Source organism: Enterobacter cloacae complex sp. HYC080_NIDB, from assembly GCF_056673325.1.
Genome location: NZ_CP114212.1, coordinates 3615018 through 3629137, shown reverse-complemented (window position 1 = coordinate 3629137; position 14120 = coordinate 3615018). Strand labels below are relative to the sequence as shown.

Here is a 14120-nt window from a genome sequence, read left to right as displayed (position 1 = left end):
TCAGAAATGATTCAGGCCTTCGTCGTTTCAACAGCCTGTGTCTTTTATCCCCCCTTTCTTTTCATTAACAAAATGTTAATTTATGTGGTGCAATTAATTAACATTTGCACAACATTAGTGCGTGATTTGCACTGTGTTTGTGCATTCTTTCGCCCTGCCACTTTCCTGGCCTTCATCAGACTGTGTCGCTTTGTAAAAATAATTTTCATGAAATCATTCGCTTACAGTGGATATCGTGAAAGTTTTTGAACCAATAAATAATTGGTTCGGTTATTGCTTAATCATTAGCACGATAAGGTTCATTCCATATCAATAACTTATCGTTAATAAAAAGAAAATAATGATGATAGCGAGCGAACCAATATGGAAAAACCGTCACGGTTTCTGGCCAATTCCAGTACCGCGCTTGAGCAATTGCGCGGGCTTATCAACCAGCATGAGTCAACACCAGGCACTCCGCTGCCCACGGAACGTGAGCTGTCGGAAACTCTCGGCGTAGGACGACGCGAAGTGCGTCGCGCGCTGGATGTGCTGGAAGAGGAAGGACGGATCTGGCGTAAACAGGGTAAAGGCACCTTTATTGGTCCCGCAGCCCCTGTTGAACCGCTGGCGCTTCAGGGATTGGTTCAGCAAACCAACCTGCTGGAAGTCATGGAAGCTCGTCTACAGCTCGAACCCGGCTTAGCCCGGCTTGCGGCACTGCGTGCCACCAGGGAAAACCTCGCGCTCATGCAGCGCATGCTGGAACGCATCGACAAGGTCAGCCCGGATGACCGCGATCTCAACGAACTGTGGGATAGCGCCTTTCACCGCGCTATTGCCGAGGCTGCGGGCAACCGCCTGATGCTCGGCCTGTTTGACGCGATTGATGCCGTGCGGCGCGAACCGGGCTGGCAGCATCTGCGTGAATTAGCCCGCACGCCCGAACGTGTCGACAGCTATAACGACCACCATCACAAGATCATGTCTGCGATTATCCATCGCCAGCCTAATGAAGCAGCTGCCGCCATGCGCGAACACCTGCTTAGCCTGCAAACCGCCCTGATTCAGGCGATCCACCTTGAGGACGACTTCACGCTATGACGACGATCCCGTTTAAGGACACCACGCCTGTACTTCGGCTGAATAATCTCAACGTTAAATTTTCCGGCTCGCCGGTTAGCGTACTGGACGGCATTTCACTGACGGTCAAAGCAGGCGAGACGCTGGCGCTGGTGGGAGAGTCCGGCTGCGGGAAAAGTATCACCTCACTGGCGCTGATGGGGTTACTGCCCGCCAGCGCGCAGATTGTCAGCGGAGAAATGCAGTTTCGCCGTCACGATCTGCGAAAGCTCTCGCCGCGGGACTATGCCGATTTGCGCGGCAGCGAGCTGGCGATGATTTTCCAGGAGCCGATGACCTCGCTCAATCCCGCTTTCACATTAGGCGATCAGCTCAGTGAAGCGGTCATGCGTCACCAGAGCGTTTCCCGCACAGAGGCGATGAAGGTCGCGCTGCAGATCCTGGAGAAGGTGCAGATCCCCGCGGCGGAGATGCGCCTCAAGGCTTACCCGCATCAGCTCTCCGGCGGTATGCGCCAGCGTGTGATGATTGCCATGGCGCTGATCAACCATCCTAAATTACTGATTGCCGATGAACCGACTACCGCGCTAGACGTCACCATTCAGGCGCAAATCCTCACCTTGCTCAACACCCTCAAAGAAGAAACCGGCACGGCGGTCCTGATGATCACCCACGATTTAGGCGTCGTGGCCGAAGTCGCCCAGCAGGTGGCGGTAATGTATGCCGGGCAGGTGGTGGAGCAGGGGAGCGTCGAGGCCATCTTTGCCGACCCGCAGCACCCGTACACCATCGGCCTGATGGGCTCAATCCCTTCGCTGGGCGCACGTAAAGGCCAGCTCTCCACCATTCCCGGGTCGGTCCCGCTCCCGGAATCCATGCCTAAAGGCTGTCGTTTTGCGACGCGCTGCCCGTTTGCGCAGTCTCGCTGCCATGATGAAAAACCGCCGCTCAACACGCTCGGCGCGGGTCATCAGGTCGCCTGCTTCCGCGTGCCGCTCGAACACCACATTGCCCTGGGAGAGACCGCATGACTACGCCAATTCTTGAAGCCCGCGACCTCAGCAAGCGCTTCCCTGGTCCGAAAAAACTCTTTTCACCGGCCCGGTTTGTTACGGCGGTCGATCGCGTTTCGCTTGCCGTGATGCCGGGTGAAACGCTGGCAATTGTCGGCGAGTCTGGCTCCGGCAAATCCACCCTTGGGCGTCTGCTGCTGCGCCTGCTCGCCGCCAGTGAAGGGCGAGTGTTTTACCTGGGGGAGGAGATTACCGACGCCTCGGGCGCCCGTCTGAACCAGCTCCGGCGTGAGCTGCAAATTATTTTCCAGGATCCGTTTGCCTCGCTGAACCCGCGCATGACGGTGGAGCAGATCGTCGGTGAGCCGCTGTGGCTGCACCAGAATATGAAGAAAGCCGACCGACAGTATCGCGTCGCCGAACTCCTCAAAACCGTTGGCCTGCCTGCCGCCTGGTCCGGGCGCTATCCGCACGAATTTTCCGGCGGCCAGCGCCAGCGTATCGGCATTGCGCGCGCGCTGGCCTCGGGACCAAAGCTGTTGCTTGGCGATGAACCCGTCTCTGCGCTGGATGTTTCCGTCCAGGCCCAGGTCGTCAATTTGCTGGAAAGCCTGAAGCACCAGCTGGGGCTGACGATGGTGATCGTTGCCCACGGCCTGGCGGTGATTCGCCATATGAGCGACCGCGTGGCGGTCATGTATCTCGGGCAAATCGTTGAACTTGCGACCGTCGACGAGATCTTTGACGCCCCGCTGCACCCTTATACCCAGGCACTGATCGCCTCGGCACCACAGATGCAGCCGGGCATTGAACGCGACGCACCGCTGCTGCAGGGGGATCTGCCGAACCCGGCGAGCCCTCCATCCGGCTGCCGTTTCCATACCCGCTGCCCGTATGTTACCGATGAATGCCGTCAGGTTGAGCCAATTAATCAGGTGCTGGACGGTGGACGTCAGGTTGCCTGTCACCGCTGGCAGGACATCAATCGCGATCGCAGTGTTATTCAGATAGCACCGCCATCCGCAGCTTTTCTGCGCCGCCGCGCGCTGTTTGAACACGCGGCCACTCACTCCTCCCTTCCTTCAAGGAACTCATGATAATGACAATGCGTAATTCTCTTTTGACCGTACTGGGAAGTGTTATGTTGCTTGGCGCGGCGCTGCCCGCCCATTCTGAAAGCGTGCTGCGAATTGGTCTGGGAGCTGACCCGGACATGCTCGACCCGCATCTGGCGCGCACCTACTATGGCCGCTTTGTCTTTGCTTCCCTGTGCGACAGGCTGGTGGATGTCGACGAACATCTGAAAGTGGTGCCAGGTCTGGCGAAGTCGTGGGCCTGGAGCGATGACGGCAAAACGCTGACCATGGATCTCCGTGAGGGGGTGACCTTCCATGACGGCGAGAAATTCGACGCCGCTGCTGCGAAATACAACCTCGACCGTGCGTTGACCCTAAAAGGCTCCCTGCGCAAAAGCGAGATCTCCTCGGTGGAATCGGTAGAGGTCACCGGTCCGATGCAGATTGCGCTGCACCTGAAAACCCCTGACGCCGCGCTGCTGATGCAGCTGACTGACCGCGCGGGCGCGATGATGGCACCCGACGCGGCGAAAAAGCCTGACTTTGCCGCCCATCCGGTCTGTTCCGGTCCTTATAAGTTTGACAGCCGCGTGTCCCAGGACCGCATTGTTCTGACTCGCTTCGACAATTACTGGAATAAAGACGCCTACCACTTCGACAAAATTATTTATCTGCCGATCCCGGACGCCTCCGTGCGCCTCGCGAACCTGCGGGCAGGCGATCTCGACCTGACCGAAGGCATTGCGGCCAGCGACGTTAAAACCGTTGAAGCCGACAGCAAGCTGGCGCTGGCGAAGGTAACGGGTCTGGGTTACCAGGGTATTACCTTCAACATCAATAACGGCAAGGTCCCGGCGAACGATCCGTTCAGAGATGCCCGCGTACGCGAGGCATTTTCGCAGGCCATCGACCGTGATGCGCTAAATCAGGTGGTCTTTGAAGGGCTATACACGCCGGCAAACCAGGCGTTTTCCACGGTGAGCCCGTATCACGTCAATCTGCCGGTTCCGCCCCGTGACGTCGATAAAGCCAAAGCGCTGCTCAAAGCGGCAGGCGTCACCACGCCGCTGACCGTCAACCTGCTGGTGCCGAACAACCCGACCTCGCAGCAGGTGGGTCAGGTTCTGCAGGCAATGGTTGCCGAGGCCGGCTTCACGCTCAACCTGCAGATGACCGAATTCGCGACGCTGCTGGATCGTCAGCAGAGTGGTGATTATCAGCTCAGTTTCTCCGGCTGGTCGGGCCGCCCGGACCCGGACGGCAGCATCTACGGCTTTGTCCATAGCAAAGGCACTCTGAATGACGGACGCTACAGCAACGCGCAGGTCGACGAATGGCTGACTCAGGCGCGCCAGAGCACCGATCAGGCCGCACGCCAGCCGCTGTATGACAAGGTGGTGAAACAGCTGCAAACCGACATGCCGATTGCCTACCTCTACTTCGAGCCGCGCATTTTTGGTCTGAACAAGCGCGTGCAGGGCTTTAAGCCTTACCCGGACGGCATCGTGCGTCTGGCGGGTTTGACGCTGGCGAAATAAACGTCCTGAGGAGAACCCATGCTGGAACTGATTTGCAAACGTCTGCTGCTGGCCATCCCGACCCTGCTGCTGGTGAGCATGATGGTGTTTGGCCTGCAAAAACTGCTGCCCGGCGACCCGCTGATCGCCATGGCCGGGGAGGAGCGCGATCCGGCGGTTATCGCCCAGCTGCGTGCTGAGCTCAATCTGGATGCGCCCATTCCTGTGCAGTATTTCAACTGGTTAACGCGCGCATTGCAGGGCGACCTGGGGGTCTCCTTACGCACGCACGAACCGGTGACGCAGCTGATTGCCAGTAAGCTGCCTGTGACGCTGGAGCTGTCGCTGCTGGCGATGATTATCGCGCTGGTATTTGGCATTAGCATGGGGATCCTCGCGGCAGTGAACAAAAACAGTTGGGTCGATCACGGGGCGAACTTTGTGGCGATCTCGGGGATCTCGATCCCCCATTTCTGGCTGGGGATCCTGCTGATTCTGGTCTTCTCGGTGAACCTGCAGTGGCTTCCCGCGTCCGGCTATGTACCGTTCAGTGAGGATCCGGTGCAAAACCTGCGCACGCTGCTGCTGCCCGCAGCCGTTCTCGGAACAGGGCTGGCGGCGACGCTGATGCGCCATACCCGTGCATCGATGATTGCGGTCCTGAAAGCGGATTACATCCGCACCGCGCGCGCGAAAGGATTACTGCCGAAAGCGGTGATCTTAAAGCACGCGTTTCGCAATGCGCTGGTGCCGGTGATCACCCTTACGACGCTGCTGTTTGGTGAGCTGCTGGGCGGTGCGGTGCTGACCGAGCAGGTCTTCACCATTCCCGGCTTCGGCAAGATGATCGTCGATTCGGTATTTAACCGAGACTACGCGGTGGTGCAGGGCGTGGTGCTGATCGTGGCGATCGGCTTCCTGCTGCTCAACCTGCTGGCTGACGTGCTCTACGTTCTTATCAACCCGAAAATGCGAGGTTAACCATGGCGGAACTGACGACGCAAACCGCTGTGCCCGCGCTGCCGCGCGCGCAAAACCGGGTGCTAAAGAAATTCCTCGCCAATAAAAGTGCGGTGATTGGCGCGGTGGTGGTGGGCTTCTTTGTGCTGGTGGCGCTGATGGCGCCGTGGATTGCCCCGTTCGACCCGGTCAAAGCCAACTTCCTTGCGGTGCGTAAAGCGCCGTCGGCAATGTACTGGTTCGGAACCGACGAGCTGGGGCGCGACATTTTATCCCGCATTATCTGGGGGGCGCGAACCTCGCTGATGGCGGGCTGTATGTCGGTCGTTATCGCGGTAGCGATCGGCGTGCCGCTGGGGCTGGTAGCGGGGTATTTCCAGAAGATGTGGGATGGGGTGATCTCGCGCTTCATTGAAGCGCTGCTGGCCTGCCCGTTTCTGATCATGGCGATCGCGCTGGGGGCATTTTTAGGCCCAAGCCTGACCAACGCGATGATCGCCATTGGCCTTTCCGCGATGCCGATCTTCGCCCGTCTGACGCGTGGGCAGGTGATCGCCATCCGCAACGAAGAGTACATCGACGGCGCGCGGGCGATTGGCCTGCCGGATCGCTGGATCATCATCAAATACGTGCTGCCCAACGTGATGTCACCGATCCTGGTACAGGCCACGCTGGCGATTGCCTCGGCGATTATCGCCGAAGCCAGCCTGTCGTTTTTAGGGTTGGGGCAGCAGCCGCCCAATCCGTCCTGGGGGTCAATGCTCAACACCGCGAAAGGTTTTCTTGAGCAGGCGCCGTGGATGTCCGTTTTCCCCGGCGTGGCAATTTTCCTTGCCGTGCAGGGCTTTAATTTACTTGGCGACGGGCTGCGCGATGCGCTCGATCCGCGCCACGACTAAGGAGTCATGATGACTAAAGCGCTTGATTTTACGTCCGGTTACGAATCACGACGCCCGCCGATGATGGGCCATAACGCCGTTGCCACTTCGCAACCGCTGGCGGCGCAGGCAGGAATGAAAATGCTGCAGCTGGGCGGTAATGCCGTTGATGCGGCAATTGCCACCGCGATGGCGCTGACGGTAGTCGAGCCGACCGGTAACGGGATCGGCAGTGATGCCTTTGCCATCGTCTGGGACGGTGAAAAACTTCATGGTCTGAACGCGTCGGGGCGCTCACCGGCCAGCTGGCATGCGGATCTCTTTGCCGGAAAAACGGCGGTACCCGAAATCGGCTGGGACGCCGTGACCGTGCCCGGTGCGGTATCCGGCTGGGTCGCACTGGCAGAGCGTTTCGGCACGCTGCCGCTGACCACGCTGGCGCAGCCAGCCATTGACTATGCGCGAAACGGTTTCCCGGTTTCGCCGCTGATTGGCCATCTCTGGCAGCGCGGCTACAACAAGCTGAAAGATCAGCCTGGCTTCAGCGCCTGCTTCGCGCCGGAAGGCCGCGCGCCGCGAGTGGGGGAGATCTTCCGTAACCCGGCGCAGGCGAATTCGCTGGAACTGATAGCGAAAACCAACGGCGACGCGTTTTACCGCGGCGAGCTGGCGCAGAAAATTGCCGCCTTCGCCAAAGAACACGGCGCGCATTTGACGGCTGAAGATCTCGCCAGCCACCGCGTGGACTGGGTAGACCTGCTGTCACGCGACTTCGCGGGTGGTTCGGTGCAGGAGCTGCCGCCAAACGGCCAGGGGATCGCCACGCTTATTGCGCTGGGTATTCTGGAGCAGTGCGGCATCGAGCAGCATCATCCGGACTCCGTGCAGTCTCTGCATTTGTCCATTGAAGCGATGAAGCTGGCGCTGGCGGATCTCGACCGCTACGTGGCGGATGAAGATCATATGGCGTTCGCGGCCAAAGAGCTGCTGAGCGATCATTACCTGAAATCGCGTGCGGCGCTTATCAACCACGAAAGCGCCTCTGATTTTGTCTACGGTTCACCCACCCAGAGCGGTACGGTCTACATCAGCACTGCGGATGCCAGCGGGATGATGGTCTCCTTTATTCAGTCCAACTATATGGGGTTTGGTTCAGGGATCGTGGTGCCAGACACCGGGATTAGCCTGCAAAACCGGGGCTGTGGTTTTTCGCTGGATCCTAATCATCCGAACGCGCTGGCGGGCAGCAAGCGTCCGTTCCACACCATCATTCCGGGCTTTGCGATGGACGGCAACGGCAAGCCGTTGATGTCCTTCGGCGTGATGGGCGGCCCGATGCAGGCGCAAGGACACATGCAGATGGCGCTGCGCATTATGCTGCACGGGCAAAACCCGCAGGCGGCGATTGACGCTCCGCGCTGGCGCGTGGTGCAGGGCAGGGAAGTGATCGTCGAATCAACGTTCGATCGCAATACTATCGCTGCGCTGCGCGAACGCGGACACCAGATCGTGGTGGAAGATCCGCTGCAGGATTATAACTTCGGCGGTGCGCAGGTGATTTATCGCCTTCCGGAAGGGCATTACGTGGCGGCAACGGAGAGCCGTAAAGACGGACAGGCGTTGGTGAGTTAAACGCTCGAGCAACATTTGTAGGCCGGGTAAAGCGTAGCCGCCACCCGGCTTTTTTTACCCGATGCTAAACGGATCCGCATCCTGCCAGGCCGGAAACTTCTCCCGATACTCCTTCAGCGCGGTCAACGATAGCTCCGCATCAATTCGCGTTGCCTGATGCGGCTCGGCAGTCGCAATAATCTCGCCCTGCGGATTTACCACCCGGCTGTCGCCGCGGTAGTGATGCCCGTTGCCATCCGTCCCCACACGGTTACAGCCCACCACATACGCCTGGTTCTCAATGGCGCGCGCCACCAGCAGCGACTGCCAGTGCAGCGAACGCGGTGCTGGCCAGTTGGCGACATACAGCGCCAGGTCATAATCGTTGCGGTTGCGCGACCACACCGGGAAGCGCAGGTCGTAGCAGACCAGCGGCAGAATGCGCCAGCCGCGCCACTCGAATACCACGCGCTCATTACCCGCTTCATAGTGATGATGCTCATCCGCCATGCGGAACAGGTGGCGTTTATCGTAAAAATGCACTTTCCCTTCCGGCTCAACCAGCAGAAAACGGTTCACTGGCCCGCGCTCGGTTTGCAGGGCGGCACTACCCGCGATCAGCGCGTTTGTTTGCTGCGCTTTGGTATGCATCCAGGCGACCACGTCATCCTGAGGCATTGATTGCTTCGCTGCTTCCATGGCGAAGCCGGTGGTGAACATCTCCGGCAGGACAATCACATCTCGTCCGGTAATCTCTTCCAGTTGACGATCAAAGTGGCGCAGGTTGGCAGGGCCATCCATCCACACTAAAGGTTGCTGCAAAATCGAAATCTTCAAACCCGGCACGATACAGACTCCTCAAACGACCCCTTTTTGACACTGTAGCACGTCATTACGAGAAAATGTGGCAATAAAAAACCCCGCGCGCGGCGGGGTTTGTCAGAACGAAACGGGTTATGCCGCTTCAGGTTTGCGGTGCTTCTCTGGCAGCTTTACCGGCTGTGTTGCCAGCTCGTCCGGTTCGAAATCATCGACGTTAATACTGCGCAAACGGCTCTCTTCGGCTTTCACCAGAATTGCTGCTTCAGCATTATCGATAATGCCACCTGACAGCGCCTGTTTCGCCAGTTCATCCAGACGGGTGAACGGCAGGTTTTTGCCCAGTTGTTTGCAGATCTTCTGATGAATTGGGTCGGCGGCCATTACATCAAGCAGCGCCTCTTCCAGCAGACCCACCGGGTTATGAGGCGTAGGGGCCAGGTACTGACCACGGCCGATACGGGAGCGTGTCGCGCTCGGTACCTGCAGGATTTTCGCCACTTTGTGGTCCAGCTTGTCGGACGGTGCCTGGTGGTGACGACCGGTCGGGAAGATCACCACGCGCAGGGCGCCCGCAACAAAGCGGTTCGGGAAGTTCGCCAGCAGATCGTCAATCGCCTGTTCTGCCTGATACATCGCATCCTGAACGCCCCAGTGTACCAGCGGCAGATCTGCTTCCTGACGCCCTTCGTCGTCGTAACGCTTCAGGACCGCAGACGCCAGGAAGATCTGGCTCAGCACATCCCCCAGACGGGCAGATATACGCTCGCGACGCTTCAGGCTACCGCCGAGAACGGCCATGGAAACATCCGACAGCAGAGCCAGGTTGGCGCTCAGACGGTTCAGATGCTGGTAATAGCGTTTGGTCGCATCACCGGTTGGCGTCGCGCTGGTAAGACCGCGCGTCAGGCCGAGCCAGAAGCTACGCACCTTGTTGCTACCCACGTGACCGATATGTTTGAACAGCAGCTTATCGAAGGCATCCACGTCGTTGTTCTGCGCAGCGGCCATCTCTTCCAGCACGTACGGATGGCAGCGAATCGCCCCCTGACCGAAGATCATCATGCTGCGGGTCAGGATGTTGGCACCTTCAACGGTGATGGCAATCGGTGCGCCCTGATAGCCGCGCGCCAGGAAGTTGCCTTCGCCGAGCATAATGCCTTTACCGCCTGCGATATCCATCGCGTCAATGATCGACTGCTGTGCGCGGTGGGTACAGTGGTATTTCACAATCGCGGACAGCACGGCCGGTTTTTCGCCCAGCATAATGCCGTAGGTAATCAAAGATGCGGCGGCATCCATCACGTAGGCATTACCTGCGATACGCGCCAGCGGCTCTTCGATACCTTCCATCTTGCCGATGGAGATTTTGAACTGACGGCGGATGTGGGCGTATGCACCAATCCCCATCGCCACAGATTTCAGGCCACCAGTAGAGTTCGACGGCAGGGTAATGCCGCGGCCAACCGACAGACATTCCACCAGCATACGCCAGCCCTGACCGGCCATTTTCGGACCACCGATAATGTAATCAATCGGCACAAAGATGTCCTGACCGCGGGTCGGACCGTTCTGGAACGGCACGTTCAGCGGGAAGTGACGGCGACCAATTTCAACGCCCGGGGTAGAGGTTGGGATCAGCGCACAGGTAATGCCCAGATCTTCTTCGCCGCCCAGCAGTTTTTCCGGGTCAGAGAGCTTAAAGGCCAGACCCAGCACGGTGGCGATTGGCGCCAGGGTGATATAACGCTTGTTCCAGGTCAGGCGCATGCCCAGCACCTGCTCGCCCTGCCACTCGCCCATGCAGACCACGCCGGTATCCGGGATCGCGCCTGCATCGGAACCCGCTTCCGGGCTGGTCAGCGCGAAGCAAGGGATTTCCTGACCACGCGCAAGACGCGGCAGGTAGTGATCTTTCTGCTCTTCCGTACCGTAATGCTGCAGCAGTTCACCCGGGCCTAAGGAGTTAGGCACGCCAACGGTAATCGCCAGGATCCCGGAGACGCCCGCCAGCTTTTGCAGGACGCGAGCCTGAGCGTAAGCGGAGAATTCCAGACCGCCATACTCTTTCTTGATGATCATCGCGAAGAAGCGATGTTCTTTCAGATACGCCCACAGCTCTGGCGGCAGGTCCGCCATTTCATGGGTAATCGCGAAGTCATTTGCCATGCGGCACGCTTCTTCCACCGGGCCGTCAATAAAAGCCTGTTCTTCAGCGGTCAGACGCGGCTGCGGATAGTTATGCAGCTTTTTCCAGTCCGGGTTGCCCTGGAACAGGTCGCCTTCCCACCAGGTGGTACCGGCATCAATCGCTTCTTTCTCAGTCCGCGACATTGGCGGCATCACTTTGCGGAAGCCTTTGAACACCGGCGCGGAGATCATCGACTTACGCATCGGGGTAAAGTTAAACGGCAGAAGAATGATGGCCAGCGGAACTAAAAGCCAGATATTCCACAGACCAGCGACGCCAAGTGCAGCCGTCCAGGCCAGCAGAATCACACTACTCAGGAATAAACTGACGCGGTGATAGAACAACACACCGAGCAGTACAACAGTTGCGAGAATGCTCAAAATCATCATAAAGAAAAGCTCCCTTGCTTGTAGGAGGTCTGACCACTTGTGATGATATGGTTGTAGTTGATGTTATTTCCTTTAGCAATGTGTTTACAAAATAATTACAACCGGGCTCACATTGTTCGTGTTTTCGCCGGCACGAAAAAGCAAAACGCCGGAGGATTCGCATGGCTTTAGCTTCTCGCTTTTCCCGCTATCCGGTACACTCCACTGTGTTATTTCATCAATACTGAAGGATTATCCTCATGTACCAGGATCTTATTCGTAACGAACTGAACGAAGCGGCGGAAACGCTGGCTAACTTTCTGAAAGATGATGCCAACATTCACGCTATTCAGCGCGCGGCGGTCCTGCTGGCCGACAGCTTTAAAGCGGGCGGCAAAGTGCTCTCCTGCGGTAACGGTGGTTCCCACTGTGATGCCATGCACTTTGCAGAAGAGCTGACCGGACGCTATCGCGAAAACCGTCCGGGCTACCCGGCGATTGCGATTTCCGACGTCAGCCACATCTCCTGCGTAGGCAACGACTTCGGTTACGACCACATCTTCTCCCGCTACGTTGAAGCGGTAGGCCGTGAAGGCGACGTGCTGCTGGGGATCTCTACCTCTGGCAACTCCGGCAACGTGATCAAAGCGATCGCCGCCGCGCGTGAAAAAGGGATGAAAGTCATCACCCTGACCGGTAAAGATGGCGGTAAGATGGACGGTACGGCGGATGTCGAAATTCGCGTTCCGCACTTCGGTTATGCTGACCGTATTCAGGAAATTCACATCAAAGTGATCCACATCCTGATTCAACTGATCGAAAAAGAGATGGTTAAGTAAGACTTCGCTGGGGGCACTCTTGCCCCCGCTGTTGTGGAGGTGATGTATGTGCGAACTGCTCGGGATGAGCGCCAATGTGCCAACCGATATCTGCTTTAGTTTCACCGGGCTGGTGCAGCGCGGTGGAGGAACCGGGCCGCATAAAGACGGCTGGGGCATTACCTTCTACGAAGGCAAAGGGTGTCGCACGTTCAAAGATCCACAGCCCAGCTATAACTCACCGATTGCCAAACTGGTGCAGGACTATCCCATCAAGTCCCGCTCGGTGATTGCGCACATCCGTCAGGCAAACCGCGGCGAAGTGGCGCTGGAAAATACCCATCCGTTTACCCGTGAACTGTGGGGGCGAAACTGGACCTATGCGCACAACGGGCAACTGACGGGCTATAAGTCGCTGGAGACGGGGAATTTCCGCCCGGTCGGCGAAACGGATAGCGAAAAAGCCTTCTGCTGGCTACTGCACAAGCTGACGGAACGTTATCCTCGTACGCCCGGCAACATGACCGCCGTGTTTAAATACATCGCGACGCTGGCATCCGAGCTACGTGAAAAAGGCGTGTTTAACATGCTGCTGTCAGACGGACGCTATGTCATGGCGTTCTGTTCGACGAACCTGTTCTGGATCACGCGCCGTGCGCCGTTTGGCGTTGCAAAGCTGCTCGATCAGGATGTGGAGATAGACTTTCAGAAAGAGACCACACCGAACGATGTGGTCACAGTCATTGCGACGCAGCCGCTGACGGGCAACGAAGCCTGGCAAAAGATCATGCCAGGCGAGTGGGTGCTATTTTGTCTCGGGGACCGTGTAATTTGACGCCAGCTGTGGATGGACGACTTCGTGGCTCAGCGGTTTGCTGACCACGTAACGGCCATCTACGATAGAAACCACAGGCGGCTTGTGGGTCTGCTCAAAGTAGTCGTAACCCGGCTTCAGCTGTTTCCAGAAATCGGCGTAATAGGAGTACTTATGGCGGGCCATGTTGGCATCCGTCATACGGAACGGATAAATGCTGACCTGAACGTTAGGCTGCCCGAACACCAGCGCGCCTGTTACGAACTGGAAAATTTCATCAATGCCGGCATCGGTCATCGCATAACAGCCGATAGACACGCAGGCACCGTGGATCATCAGGTATTTCCCTTCATAACCGTGAGCACGGTCATAGGCATTGGGGAAACCGATGTTAATGGCTTTATAGAAGCGGCTGTCCGGTTTGAGCTGGCTACGCTGAACGTTATAAAACCCTTCCGGACTTTTAAAATCACCCTGGCGCTGTTTTGGCCCCAGCCCGCCGGAGTAATTACAAATTTTGTAGCTATCAAGCAGCTGATATGTCTCGCCCATTTTCACAAATAGATCGAGCGTGCGTTCTTCCTTGAAGATTTGAATATAAACCGGCGATCCCATTAACTGCTGTTTATATTCTTTGCTGATCGGCGTCGTGGAGCTGTTGCTGCTGAGCAGCCCGGCAAACGACATGCACGGAATCAGAAGCATCGCAATGAACAATGCGATTTTACGCATACTACAAGTTCCTTGATAAAACGTAGACCAACTTGCCAGGGCGGCAAAAGAGACCCGAAATCAGATTATTCTGTTAGGAGCGCTCACATTAGCACCGCTATAGATTTTCGCAAGAGTCGGGCGATGAGTTTACAAATTAGTTTTACTTTATAAACCATCAAAATCACGCTGGCTCCAGGAACTTTGCGTATTAGCTCGCAATTTGGCGCGCCCGAAGGCGGATCCCCTGCCCGTGAGAAGGGGAAAATGGTACACTTCGCG

General features: G+C 57.5%; 12 protein-coding genes. 9 read left to right on the top strand and 3 right to left on the bottom strand.

Features of this window, described 5'->3' with window-relative positions; all coding sequences use genetic code 11:
- Positions 1-363: 363 nt before the first annotated feature.
- From O1723_RS17320 to O1723_RS17290, 7 genes are read left to right on the top strand one after another with little or no spacing between them, the layout of a single operon-like run.
- A complete protein-coding gene (locus O1723_RS17320) occupies positions 364-1083 on the top strand; it encodes a FadR/GntR family transcriptional regulator (RefSeq protein WP_014882662.1) in 720 nt (239 codons plus the stop codon).
- Entirely contained in the window at positions 1080-2093 is a 1014-nt protein-coding gene (locus O1723_RS17315) for an ABC transporter ATP-binding protein (RefSeq protein WP_014882663.1), read from the top strand. The genes O1723_RS17320 and O1723_RS17315 overlap by 4 nt, the downstream gene beginning before the upstream one ends.
- Entirely contained in the window at positions 2090-3172 is a 1083-nt protein-coding gene (locus tag O1723_RS17310; protein ID WP_014882664.1) for an ABC transporter ATP-binding protein, read from the top strand. Before O1723_RS17315 ends, O1723_RS17310 begins: the two co-directional genes overlap by 4 nt.
- 2 nt (positions 3173-3174) lie before the next feature.
- Positions 3175-4689 carry an ABC transporter substrate-binding protein gene (locus O1723_RS17305; RefSeq protein WP_014882665.1) on the top strand — a complete coding sequence of 505 codons (1515 nt, stop codon included), beginning with the start codon at positions 3175-3177 and terminating at the stop codon, positions 4687-4689.
- 18 nt (positions 4690-4707) lie between these two features.
- Positions 4708-5649, top strand: a complete 942-nt coding sequence (locus tag O1723_RS17300; RefSeq protein WP_014882666.1) for an ABC transporter permease — start codon at positions 4708-4710, stop codon at positions 5647-5649.
- 2 nt (positions 5650-5651) lie between these two features.
- A complete protein-coding gene (locus tag O1723_RS17295) occupies positions 5652-6527 on the top strand; it encodes an ABC transporter permease (RefSeq protein WP_014882667.1) in 876 nt (291 codons plus the stop codon).
- A 9-nt stretch (positions 6528-6536) separates the two neighbouring features.
- Entirely contained in the window at positions 6537-8138 is a 1602-nt protein-coding gene (locus tag O1723_RS17290) for a gamma-glutamyltransferase family protein (protein WP_014882668.1), read from the top strand.
- Positions 8139-8192: 54 nt separating this feature from the next.
- Here O1723_RS17290 and O1723_RS17285 read toward each other — a convergent pair whose 3' ends face one another.
- Positions 8193-8963 carry an amidohydrolase gene (locus tag O1723_RS17285; protein ID WP_014882669.1) on the bottom strand — a complete coding sequence of 257 codons (771 nt, stop codon included), beginning with the start codon at positions 8961-8963 and terminating at the stop codon, positions 8193-8195.
- Between the two features lie 108 nt (positions 8964-9071).
- Complete coding sequence (fadE, locus tag O1723_RS17280) at positions 9072-11516, bottom strand: acyl-CoA dehydrogenase FadE (protein WP_248191340.1); 2445 nt, start codon at positions 11514-11516, stop codon at positions 9072-9074.
- 239 nt (positions 11517-11755) lie between these two features.
- Between fadE and lpcA the strand changes: the two genes are divergently transcribed.
- The gene (gene lpcA / locus O1723_RS17275; RefSeq protein ID WP_010427884.1) at positions 11756-12334 is read left to right on the top strand and encodes a D-sedoheptulose 7-phosphate isomerase; all 579 of its coding nucleotides are present in this window, start codon (positions 11756-11758) and stop codon (positions 12332-12334) included.
- A gap of 46 nt (positions 12335-12380) precedes the next feature.
- Positions 12381-13148 carry a class II glutamine amidotransferase gene (locus O1723_RS17270; RefSeq protein WP_014882671.1) on the top strand — a complete coding sequence of 256 codons (768 nt, stop codon included), beginning with the start codon at positions 12381-12383 and terminating at the stop codon, positions 13146-13148.
- Here the strand turns inward: O1723_RS17270 and dpaA are convergent.
- Positions 13119-13859: a peptidoglycan meso-diaminopimelic acid protein amidase gene (gene dpaA / locus O1723_RS17265; RefSeq protein ID WP_014882672.1), complete on the bottom strand. Its 741-nt coding sequence runs from the start codon at positions 13857-13859 to the stop codon at positions 13119-13121. The genes O1723_RS17270 and dpaA overlap by 30 nt on opposite strands.
- Positions 13860-14120 lie beyond the last annotated feature (261 nt).